Source organism: uncultured Nevskia sp., assembly GCF_903885465.1.
Lineage (GTDB): Bacteria > Pseudomonadota > Gammaproteobacteria > Nevskiales > Nevskiaceae > Nevskia.
This window is the reverse complement of sequence record NZ_CAISIQ010000323.1, coordinates 1-10,935: the sequence shown is the minus strand read 5'-3', so window position 1 is coordinate 10,935 and position 10,935 is coordinate 1. Positions and strand designations below refer to the sequence as shown.

Annotated in this window: 9 protein-coding genes and 1 pseudogene; 1 reads left to right on the top strand and 9 read right to left on the bottom strand. The window is 61.1% G+C overall.

Features of this window, described 5'->3' with window-relative positions:
• The coding region (locus QZY06_RS12470; protein WP_295684795.1) for a molybdopterin-dependent oxidoreductase at positions 1 to 1,201 on the bottom strand (1,201 nt) is incomplete at its 3' end.
• Positions 1,202 to 1,408: 207 nt separating this feature from the next.
• On the opposite strand from QZY06_RS12470, the gene QZY06_RS12465 reads away from it, so the two are divergent.
• Positions 1,409 to 1,906 (top strand): DUF2505 domain-containing protein, encoded by a 498-nt coding sequence (locus tag QZY06_RS12465; protein WP_295684792.1) that lies wholly within the window; start codon positions 1,409 to 1,411, stop codon positions 1,904 to 1,906.
• A 43-nt stretch (positions 1,907 to 1,949) separates the two neighbouring features.
• On the opposite strand, the gene QZY06_RS12460 is transcribed toward QZY06_RS12465, so the two are convergent.
• The 8 genes and pseudogenes from QZY06_RS12460 to QZY06_RS12425 all read right to left on the bottom strand — a co-directional run.
• Positions 1,950 to 4,094: a glycoside hydrolase family 3 N-terminal domain-containing protein gene (locus QZY06_RS12460; RefSeq protein ID WP_367275632.1), complete on the bottom strand. Its 2,145-nt coding sequence runs from the start codon at positions 4,092 to 4,094 to the stop codon at positions 1,950 to 1,952.
• Between the two features lie 149 nt (positions 4,095 to 4,243).
• A complete protein-coding gene (locus tag QZY06_RS12455; RefSeq protein WP_295684788.1) occupies positions 4,244 to 5,554 on the bottom strand; it encodes a sugar MFS transporter in 1,311 nt (436 codons plus the stop codon).
• A 987-nt stretch (positions 5,555 to 6,541) separates the two neighbouring features.
• Complete coding sequence (locus QZY06_RS12450) at positions 6,542 to 6,985, bottom strand: hypothetical protein (RefSeq protein ID WP_295684785.1); 444 nt, start codon at positions 6,983 to 6,985, stop codon at positions 6,542 to 6,544.
• Positions 6,986 to 7,069: 84 nt separating this feature from the next.
• Complete coding sequence (locus QZY06_RS12445; RefSeq protein WP_295684784.1) at positions 7,070 to 7,336, bottom strand: hypothetical protein; 267 nt, start codon at positions 7,334 to 7,336, stop codon at positions 7,070 to 7,072.
• Between the two features lie 357 nt (positions 7,337 to 7,693).
• A complete protein-coding gene (locus QZY06_RS12440; RefSeq protein ID WP_295684781.1) occupies positions 7,694 to 8,392 on the bottom strand; it encodes a hypothetical protein in 699 nt (232 codons plus the stop codon).
• Between the two features lie 397 nt (positions 8,393 to 8,789).
• Positions 8,790 to 9,005: pseudogene (locus QZY06_RS12435) on the bottom strand (transposase domain-containing protein); the annotation flags it as partial.
• Between the two features lie 183 nt (positions 9,006 to 9,188).
• Positions 9,189 to 9,650, bottom strand: a complete 462-nt coding sequence (locus QZY06_RS12430; RefSeq protein ID WP_295684779.1) for a hypothetical protein — start codon at positions 9,648 to 9,650, stop codon at positions 9,189 to 9,191.
• Positions 9,651 to 9,742: 92 nt separating this feature from the next.
• On the bottom strand, positions 9,743 to 10,935 hold a 1,193-nt coding region (locus QZY06_RS12425), incomplete at its 5' end, for an NAD(P)/FAD-dependent oxidoreductase (RefSeq protein ID WP_295684776.1).

Below are 10,935 nucleotides of genomic sequence, written 5' to 3'. Positions count from 1 at the left end.
TGAGCATCAACTGATTGGGCGCCACCACCAGCGGATTGCTGTTGTAGACGAACAGCGAACGGATCGGCGGATCGAGTTTGAGATCGCCGGTCAATGCGCGGCCGAGCTGCCATTGGTTGACGACGCGCGTGCCGGGCGTCAACAGATCGGCACGATGCAGCCTGTCCCAGCGAACCGGAAACGCCCAGAGTGGCAGCTGCAGCAAGCCGCCGCCCGGCTGGCGCCAGGCGCCGACCAGCGCCGGCAGACAGGCGAGGGCGCGCACCAGTTGCCCGCCACCTGCCGAACGTTCGATCGCCACGCCTATGCGAATCGCCGAGGGCTGGGCGGTGGCGTACTCGCGTGCCAAGGTCCGGATCACCTCGGCATCGATCCCGGTTTCCTGCGCCGCGAACTCGGGCGTGTACGGCGCCACGTGCTCGACTAGCTCTTCGAAGCCGACCGTGTACCGGTCCACGTAATCCTGATCGACCAGACCTTCGCGGATGATCACGTGAATCATTGCCATCGCCAGTGCGCCGTCAGTGCCAGGGCGCACTCGGATGTGCTGATCGGCCATCGCCGAGGTGCCGGTCTTGACCGGATCGATGACGATCACCTTGGCACCATTCTTCTTCGCGCGATCCACGAACGGCCACATGTGGGCGTTGGTGCTGAGCATGTTGCAGGCCCAGAGAATGATCAGCCGCGAATGCTGGAAGCTCTCCGGATCCATGCCCGGCGTCGGCCCCACGGTCATCACATAGGCGGTGGATGCACCGGAGTCGCAGAAGCTGCGCTCCGAAACGGTCGCGCCGAGTTTGTTGAAGAAGGGATCACCGACGGTAAGCCCGTTGACCAGCCCCTGGGTGCCGAGATAGCTGTACGGCAGGATCGCCGTCGGGCCGTCCTCGGCAATGATCGCCTTCCATTTCGAGGCTATGGTGGCGAGCGCTTCCTCCCAGGAAATGCGCTCGAATTCACCCGGGCCCTTAGGTCCGGTGCGGCGCAGCGGATACAGCACCCGGTCAGCGTGATAGACGCGCTCCTGATAGTGGTTGGTCTTCGCGCACAAACGCCCTTGCGTGAACGGATGCACCGGGTTGCCCTGAACACCGGTCACCTTGCCGTCCTGCACCTTGACCAGCATCGAGCAAGTGTCAGGACAATCGTGGGGACAGGCGCCGATTACCGTGGCGTCCTTCAAGAGCTGGGTCGGCATGGCGTTCCTCGCGTGTGACGGGGTGGAGCCCAAATGCGGTGTCTACATCTCAAGAATGCTGCACGCCGCGACTTGATTCAATCGGGTCGGGCAAGCAACGGCGCGTCGGCTTCTCTGAAGAGCAGTGGGCAGGGAAAGTAGACTTCGCAAGGCCTCGCATCGCTGGGGCCTGAAGACAACCCTGAAAACCTCTGGAGCAAGACAGTCATGGAATTCACCAACGAACAAGTCATGCCCGCGCCGCTCGAGCGCGTCGAGAAGATGTACTGGGATCTCGCCTTTGTGCCGCGCAAGTACCGCGAGCTGGGCCTGCAGGACGTCGAGGTGGTGTCGCAGAAGAATGAAGGCCGCGAGCTTCAGGTCTGCTGCAATTTCAAGATGAAGCCCAGCATCGAACTACCCAAGATCGCGCAGAAGTTCGTCCGCGGTGGCGAAGCGCTGGCGGTCACCCAGACCGATACCTGGGACATGCAGACGCGAACCGGCCGTCTGGATATCGTCATCCACGTCTTCAAGACCGTGACCATCCGCTGCGACATGAAGCTGGAAGCGCATCCGCAGGGCGCGGTCAATCGCATGCGCTGGAAGATCGAAAGCTCGATGCCGCTGATCGGCGGCACGATTGCGAAGATTCTTGCTCAGGACATCCAGAGCAAGTTCAAGGACGATGCAGCCGCCGCGAATCGGATTCTCAAGGACTACTGACGGATCTCGATCGAGCCAGCGGCAGATACTTCTGCCGGCGCGATTACAGGCCGGCGAGCACGAAGACTTTCGGCGTGCCGGCAGTCGCGGACGGCGCCACCCAGACCTCGAACTCACCCGGCTCGGCGATGAAGTTCATCGTCGCGTCGTAGAAGCACAGGTCCGCACGCGTCAGCTTGAAGCTCACTACCCGCGATGCGCCGGGAGCGAGTTTCACTTTCTGGATGCCCTTCAGCTCGCGCACGGGCCGAGTGAGGCTGGCAACTCGATCGTGGATGTAGAGCTGCACCGTTTCCTCGGCTTCGCGTTGCCCGGTGTTGGTCAGTTTGGTGCGGATCGTGATCGGGCCATCCCAGGCCATTTTCCCGCCGCCGACTTCCGGCTCGCCGTAGCGGAACTGCGAATACGTCAGCCCATGGCCAAACGGAAACAGCGCTTCGTGAGTGACATAGCGATAACGCGCCTTCCAGTACGGGTCCTTGGGATTGGTCTGCGGCCGGCCGGTGTTGCGATGGCCGTAGAAGAATGGCTGCTGGCCGGAGGACTGCGGAAAGCTGACCGGCAGACGGCCGGACGGCGAATGATCACCGAACAGCACATCGGCGATCGCGTTGCCGGTTTCGGTGCCGAGGAACCAGGTGACGACGATCGCCGAGGCGTCGCGCACCGCGCCTTCCAACGCCAGCGCGCGGCCATTGCGCAGCAGCACGATCACTGGCTTGCCGACATCGACGATCGCTTCCGCGAGCGCCTGCTGCACGGCCGGCAACAGGATGTCGGCCCGCGACGCAGCCTCACCGGACATGTCCTGTGACTCACCCAGCGTCAGCAGCACGATGTCAGCCGCCTTGGCGGCGGCAATGGCTTCGTCGAGACCGCCGCCGATCGGCTGTTCCGGATCGCAGCCCTTGACCACCTTGAGCAGCGTCGAATCGCGCAAGACACTGCGCAGCCCTTGCTCCAGGCTCACGGCGTCCTTCATGTCGGAGAACGGCGACCAGGGCCCGGCGAGATTGTCGGCATCGGCACCGAAAGGGCCGATCAGCGCAATCTTCTGGCCGGCCTTGCGCAGCGGTAGCACCTGTCCTTCATTCTTCAGCAGCACGATCGAGGCGCGGGCACTTTCACGAGCAAGGCTGCGCGCGGCCGGCGTGCGTGTGTCGCGCTGCTCGACTACGGGATCGAGCGAGCGATAAGGATTGTCGAACAAGCCGAGCAGCTTCTTGACCCGCAGCACGCGCCGCACGGCTTCGTCGACCACCGCCATCGGCACTTCGCCGCGCTCGACCAGCGAGGGCAGGTGCAGGTTGTACAGATCGCTCTGCATGCTGATGTCGACGCCGGCGAGGATCGCCAAGCGTGCCGCGTCGCGGTCGTCACGGGCAACGCCGTGCATCACCAGTTCGCGGTCGGCGGTGTAGTCCGAGACGACGATGCCGCGAAACTTCCATTGCTCTCGCAACAGGCCGGTGAGCAGCGGCCGATGAGCCATCATCGGCACACCGTTGAGGTCGTTGAAGGCGCTCATCGTCGACAGCGCGCCGGCGTCGAAAGCGGCCTTGAACGGCGGCAGATAGACCTCGTGCAAGGTCTGTTCGGACATCTCGACGCTGTTGTATTCCATGCCGGCGATGGCGCCGCCGTAGCCGACGACATGCTTGGGGCAGGCGAGCAGGCTATCCGCGTCCGTTAGCCGCTTGCCCTGGAAGCCGCGTACCCGCGCCGCCGCGAACAGCGAGCCCAGATACGGGTCTTCGCCAGCGCCTTCGGCGACTCGGCCCCAGCGCTGGTCGCGGCCGATGTCGATCATCGGTGCGAACGTCCAGTGGATGCCATTGGCACTGGCCTCGACGGCCGCGGCGCGCGCCGTGCGTTCGGCCAGGCCAGGATCGAAGCTTGCCGCCTCGCCGAGCGGAATCGGGAACACGGTGGCAAAACCATGCAGCACGTCGGCGCCGAACAACAGCGGAATCTTCAGACGCGATTCCTCGACTGCCAGCCGCTGCAGCGCACGGCCCTCGGCCGCACCAACGCCGTTGAACAGCCCGATCAGGCGGCCCTCGCGAATGCGCTGGGCAAGCCCGTCATCGATCTTCGGGCCGGCATCCGGGTTGATCTGCCGACGCGTGCCGATACGCATCGGATCGGAATAGATGCTGAGCTGCCCAGCTTTCTCTGCCAGTGTCATCCGGGCGATCAGCGCCTCAATATCGGCTTCATCGTGGTCGCTGGTCAGCGTCTGTCCGGCGACGCGCTGTGCGAAGGCGAGCAGGGCGAGGGACGAGGTACCGGCCAGGAAGGCGCGGCGCGTCGTCGTTGGTGGCGCAGCTTGGTCCGTCATGCAGGCAAGGTGTGATGAGCATCGGCGCGATCAAGCGCGCCGATGCGAGTGAGGATGGCAAAGCTGGCGATGCCGACGTAGCAGATCGCCGGCACCAGCAGCGCAGCGGGCAGGCCGAAGTGATCGGCTGCGAGCCCGGTGATCACCGGCACTACGGCACCTCCGACGATGGCGAGGCAGAGTAGTGCAGACCCTTGCGGCGTCTCATCGCCCAGCTTCTCGATGCCGAGCGAGAAAATGCCCGGGAACATGATCGAATTGAACAGGCCGATGGCAATGATCGTGGCCGCCGCCAATGTGCCAGTCGACAAGCTTGAGACAACGGCAAGCGTGGCCGCACCGACGGCGCAGAAAGCCAGCAGGCTTGCGGCCTCGATCTTGCGCAGCAGCACCGAGCCGATGAAGCGGCCGATCATCGCGCCGGCCCAGTACAAGGACACCAGCTTGCCGGCGCGCGCTGCAGTTTCGCCGAGCGTGCCGGGCAGCATCAGATAGTTGGTCAGGATGCTGCCGATCGACACCTCGGCACCCACGTACAGAAAGATCGACAGCGTGGCCAGTGCCAAGCGTGAATGACGCAGCGGCGCCAGGATTGCCCGGCCGCTGACCTGATGCGGCACGTCCGGCAGGCCAGGCTTCCTGCGCAGCAGCCAGAAGCTGATCGCCAGAATGCCCAGCGCTGTTGCGATGCTCAGGAACGGCACCATCACCACCGAGGCTTCCTGGCGGCGCAGCTCGGCGAGGGCATCAGCCGACAGCGTAGCCGGATCGCCCGGCAGATCAACGCCGGCCGACAGGATGAACGCCGCACCGACCCAAGGGCCAACCGTCGTGCCCAGCGAATTGAAGGCCTGCGCCAGGGTCAGCCGCATGTGCGAACTCTGCGAACTGCCGAGGTTCGCAATCAACGGATTAGCCGCCACCTGCAGCAAGGTGATGCCGCTGGCCAGCACGAACAGCGCGACCAGGAACATCGGATACAGCCCGACGTTCGCTGCCGGCGTGAACAGCAGGCAGCCCACGGCCATGACTGCCAGGCCGACGACGATCGATCGCAGATAGCCGATGCGCGCCAGCAGCAAGCCCGCCGGAATCGACATCACCAGATAAGCCAGGAAGAACGCGAACTGCGACAACATCGCCTCGGCATAACTGAGCGAAAACAAGCCTTTGAGCTTGGGAATTAAAGTATCGACCATCACCGTGCAGAAGCCCCACACGAAGAACAGACCGACGATCATCGCGGTCACGCCGATTTCGGGTTTCACGCCGCTGCCGATTGACGCAGCGCGAGATGGCACTTCCATGGATTCGTCCTGGTAACGAGTTCGCCGAGTACGGCGTGATGTTCGTCGTCGATTGCGACGGCCGCGCATTTTTCATCATTGAAGCGGCGAAGTCTTCTTGGGCAGCACCTTGGGGCCGGCGGTTCCGTTGGATCGAACGCAACTTGGGGAACTTAGCTTTGAAGTCTGCGTGCTGGTCGTTTAACCCACGATCAAACGATAGCACAATTTGGTGCGCAATAAATATTATGTTCAATAGTGCGGCTAATGAATGCCCGGTTCATGGGCCGATGCTTTCGGATGGCTTTATCAAATCTAGGTGTCGGCTCCTAAGAGTTGATTGCCATACTTGGCAAGTTGAGTGCCGAAGTCTGACTTGGCAGTCTACTTTTCACGATAGTCTGACATTGGCATTGATCTTTCCCCGGTAGTCGGCAGTTTGCAGTCAACATTTCGCCTGGCCGGGCGAGCAATCAAACTTGATGAAACGCAGTGTTGTGCACCGGCCTCATTGAACGCATCGGCCCTTTTTAAATCCCATGCGCTTACATAAAACGCATTTTCCCGGCGAATGAGTTTGTGAAGGCGATTTCGAACGACAACGGTGATCATCTAATTGACCGGTTCAAGGGCCTATGTTTTCGGATCGCCTTATCGAATCGAGATCTTTCCTCGGTTGTTTTGGTCAATGACGCTGCCAGCGCAGTTTCCGCCGCGAGACGTTGTGCGGTCTCAAGCGAGAGCCTTTCCTTTAGATCGGATGCCTTCGAAGCAGCGTCAGCCTGAAGTTCAGTGACGCGCTTTTGATGGCGGCCAAGTTCCTGAACGGCCTCCCGGCGGAGACGCTTGACGTCCTCCCGAAGGTTCTCGATTTCCTTCAGCCAGTGACGCTCGTTGCCCTGCCACTGATCTCTAACTCTCCCTTCTTAACGTGTCCTTGAAGCCCAACGCCCTAGCTAACCGGCGAGCCGGCTTTATGGCCCGTCCGGTTGAGCGACTGGTTGGGGCTCACTGCGCTGCCTCTTCGAGAGCGAGAGTAGCTGCCCGATGGATATCCTCACAGACTGAGGAAAGTTCTGGCGGACACTGCGCACCCGAAGTCGAAGCAATGTTTTGTAGCTCTTCTGTGTTGGCGCTCGCATTGATGTGCTTGAGTAGGAATGAGCTAAACGCTTTGTCTTTTGTCGAAAGAGATGCCGCGCTACCGACTGACCTCCAATCAGACGCTAGAAGGTGGACAACGGCTTCCGTGAAGCCTTCAGCAATGCCGCCATCATCGCAGTGGTGAAAACTCTTGAAGCCAGAATAAATTGCCGACCACGTTTTCATCTGGTCCGTTGCTTCTTCTGCGGCCTGTGCCTGTTTAGTCGAGCATCGATCCGCTGCACTCGCAGCCAGCGGAGCTAAGAGCGCACCAGCCAGCAGAATGAACTTCATTTTCTTGAGCCCCAACGCCATAGCTCAGCCGACCGCTTGCCGTAGCGAAGCGAAGGCAAGTGGGTCGGCTGCAGCGCCTGGTTGGGCCCCATGATTGCGCTACCCATGTTTATGTTTCTCGGGGGGCCTATAAGGTTTCGCCATAAACATTGCTACACCCATTACAACGGCGAATAGAGGAAGAACGACAGCGGAAAGACGCATGACAATGTCGTTGCTAGGTATGCCGTCAACATTAACCGTTCCGCCTGGAAACAAGTTGGGAATATTGAACGCCGCCAGTAAGAAGCCGACAACTACAAAACCCGGCGCAACAACACGACGGGCAAGAAAGTTAAACAACCGCCAATGCAACGTGTCGTTCATGGGGCCCAACGCTTATTAGGCCGCCCAATTGCGGCAGTGCATTGCCGCACTTCGGCGGCATAACTCGGACGAGACATTCATAAGCTCCTGATTGCATGTAGTTTGCCTAACGATGCGCCGAATTGGGCCGCAGGATCAAGCCAGCTAGGCATGTCGTCTGGCGGGATCTGTGACTGACCGCTCACCGGCGACCAGTACAGGTACATGAAACTCCGCTCCGGGCTGGAAGCTGCCCTTCCCTACCCTCGATAAGGGCCAGTTGTCACTGCAGGGTCAGGCGTTAGCAGTCGCACTTTAGAGGCACGCGGTGAAAGCCCCTCTACCCATTCTTGACTAGGTGAAAGCGAGCGCCGCCGATCACAGAAGAGGTTCGACCGCGTCGTCTGCATAGACCCGATGGGCCTTGGTGAGCGCCATCCAGTGGTGGAACGAAAGTCTGATGGCGCTGCGAGGGGCCGATCGGATCACGAGAATCTGAGTTGGCGTGGCAATCATGACGCCGCATTCCGGCGGGATGTCATCGGCGGTGCCGATGCCTTCGGCGAGGACGTAGTAGCAGCCGCTGGCCAACGCGCGGTAACCGGCTCTCTTCTCAGGTTTCCGCAAGTCGCACAGCAGATCAGCCCGTTGAACCTTAATCTCGTGCACTAGAGGTTCGACGTAGTCCTCGACCGTGGTATTCCGGATTGAGAAGACATCGGGTCTCAGGTGTTGCCAGACGTCATCGGGCTTGCCGAGCAGGGTCAGACCGCGCCAGGCGATTCGGCCTTGTCCTGCCATCTCCCTGGCGACGCGATCGACAAGCGCTTCGTGCGCATCGAAAGCCTGGCGGTTCTGGTGCAGTGACTGGGCAAGTCGGGTAATACCGGCATCGGTGACGCGCAGATACTCTGCTCCGCGACCGTCGGTAACGCGCTCCATAAGACCGTAGCTAAGCAATTCGATTTCGATGCCATCGAGGCACGGCCAACCGGCCGAGCGGTACATCGCCCGCAGCCGGCGATCGTGAGCGCGCGTGAGGCGAATGCCGAGGGTTGAACCGCTTGCGTCAGTCATGCCGGGATTTACGAAATGAGGTTCACAACGTTGCCTGCGGGTGACTAATCAAGTTCCGCTTTTCCGATGCACGAATACTCGCGCTCTCGCGGATCGCGCAGTGCTGCTTTAGATCGCCGCTTCGCCGTAAGAATATTTCAAGGCTTGGCATGTTGCTTCCAGCCCAAAGCTGCTGCTGACGCTGGCGACCGGCGATGTTGAGTGTCGCTAAGGACTCGGCGTTTTGCTGAAAACCGCTGGCGATTGGGGCGTCGCCCAGCCTGCTTACCAACAATAAGGGGCGATTGTCGTGCCCTTGTCTGCCCGCAACTTCCGGTTTGTGCCAGATTCAGACACTCACCGGTGGCAGCTAAGCGGTAAGCGTCCGGCCTGCACCGTCTTGACGACGGCGTGATGGTTACGCAGCGGTTCCGGACAGTTGGACCTGTTCGGTGACGCTCGATGGCAGCAGTTCGTCGAGCTTGTTGATGGGGTGCTCGGCGATGCGTTCGCGGACGTGTCGCAGGTAGGCTTCGGCGTTGATTCTGTTGAGCTTGGCGGTGACGATCAGGCTGTAGATGTTGGCGGCGCGTTCGCCGCCGGCATCGGAGCCGGCGAAGAGATAGTTCTTGCGATTATGCGAAGGTTCTCATAACCGCAATTATGCTTGTCGGCGTAGTGCGCCCACATCATGGGGTTATCCCACCCAGCGCCGAAGCAGATCATGCCAGTGCGCTTGTTGTGGTAGCTCTCCAGCATTCGGACGGTATCGCGACGCTTGGGGTCGCGACTATCGACGAGCTTCAGTTCAAACGGATCATCGCGGCGCCAGCTTTTCAAGCGTTGCGGCGCGAATCGCTATCACGGCGATCACTACGGCGATGATCGCGGTCAGCGTGACCGCTGGAAAGTCGCGCGCGATTGCCGAAGAGGAACAGATTCCGACCGCGACTTCCCAGAAGTGAAACAGAGAATGACCGGACAGCCAGAGCGCGCAAAGTGACCACATCGAGGCTCGTAGCGCAGGTCGCGCGGCGCCGATGAGAAAGGCCGTCCCGATAAGCAGAAAGATAAGCCCGATGTCGCGGATGAAGTGTTGATTGAAGGGCCCAGAAGTGGTCACGCCGGGCACCGCCAAATACCAGCTTCCGGGGTCTGCCAACATAAAAAGGCCATTGGCCACAGCTGCGGCGCCGAGAACTGCGGCGGTGCCGCACGCCAACTTCATGCTGCCGGAGAGCCTCGTCTCGGGGCGATTGTCAGATACGTAGGTGCTCATGTGTTTTCACTCGTGTGAGCTGCTTTGCTTGGCGTGAATCGATGCGCGTTAGGGCCGCCGAACGCATTCGCTGCCGTTCATCACGCCTCCACTTACGCCGCCACCGCGTCCTTTTCGTCGACGGGATCCGGTCGGCGGGAGTGACCCCGGCACGCTTGGAATGGATCCCAGTCGGCGCCATGGGCCGGAAGCGCGTTGCGATCCACAATGACCTTGCCCTTGTGGAACTCCGCGAACAAGTCGCGCCCCAGTATTTCCGATGCAGCGCCGACGCCCCCGCGCAGGGTGAATGCAATGCTGTAGAGGAAAGCTGTCGATGCACCGGCCAGGAACAAGCCGTTGATCTCGGTGCGAACGGACGGACGACGGAACGGGCCAAGCTGGTCGGCCGTGTTTTCCGGGCCGTACGGCATTCGCGACAACGTGAATCGCTCATGCGTGAGCGGCGACGCCGACTCCTGCCACGCGACGTGCCCGCGCAGCTCAGGCAGTGCGCGAAGAATGCGATCCAGCATCACCTGCTCGATCTCCGCTTTGCGTTCGCGATAGACCGGCGACCACTTGTAGCCGGTTCCTGCCATTGGGTCTCCGCCACCCCAAAACTCGTACTCGGCGGGCACGGCACAGAAAGCCTCGATCGAGCTGTAACCCGGCGGACCGTAGTGACGTACGCCGCCTGTCTTGAGGGTCGGCGAGCTGATGGCTAGCCACCCTTTCGGATCCCATTGTCCCTTGTCTAGCAGATCAAACGTCGTCTGCATGTCGTAACGATCATGCAGAATGAAGTTGGTCGCCGGGCGCGTACGCGACAGGTCAATATCGGCACCCAGATACATCGAGTAGATGGAATGCGGACGGCGGAGCCGCGCAATGCGGTCAAGCGTTCGACGGCTCAGATGCCGCGGTTCGATGAGATCCTGGAAGGTGCGATGTATGTCGGCATTGCTGACGACCACATCGGCGCGAATACGCTCGCCGTCAGTCAGCGTCACGCCCTGCACGCGGCCGCCCTCGACGTCAATTGAACGGACCCGCGCCTTGGTTCGCACCACGCCGCCATGCGAGCGAATAACCTCCACCAGGTTGGCAGGGAGCACCTGTCCGCCCATTGTCGGAAAGAACGCGCCCTCTTTGAAGAAGCAGCGGAGGAGCATCGCGACTAGCAACGCCGGCGTTCTGGAGGGCGCCGTATTGTGAAGGTGGACCAACGAAAGTAGGGCCGCTCTCGCGTGGAACGACAACTTGTAGCGATCGAACAGTCGGCCGATCGGAAGTTCGAGCCCGC

Bases quoted from the DNA above. Each gene is read 5' to 3' on its own strand.
- QZY06_RS12455 (WP_295684788.1), bottom strand. From the start codon at position 5,554: ATGGAAGTGCCATCTCGCGCTGCGTCAATCGGCAGCGGCGTGAAACCC.
- QZY06_RS12440 (WP_295684781.1), bottom strand. From the start codon at position 8,392: ATGACTGACGCAAGCGGTTCAACCCTCGGCATTCGCCTCACGCGCGCT.
- QZY06_RS12460 (WP_367275632.1), bottom strand. From the start codon at position 4,094: ATGACACTGGCAGAGAAAGCTGGGCAGCTCAGCATCTATTCCGATCCG.
- QZY06_RS12465 (WP_295684792.1), top strand. From the start codon at position 1,409: ATGGAATTCACCAACGAACAAGTCATGCCCGCGCCGCTCGAGCGCGTC.
- QZY06_RS12445 (WP_295684784.1), bottom strand. From the start codon at position 7,336: ATGAACGACACGTTGCATTGGCGGTTGTTTAACTTTCTTGCCCGTCGT.
- QZY06_RS12430 (WP_295684779.1), bottom strand. From the start codon at position 9,650: ATGAGCACCTACGTATCTGACAATCGCCCCGAGACGAGGCTCTCCGGC.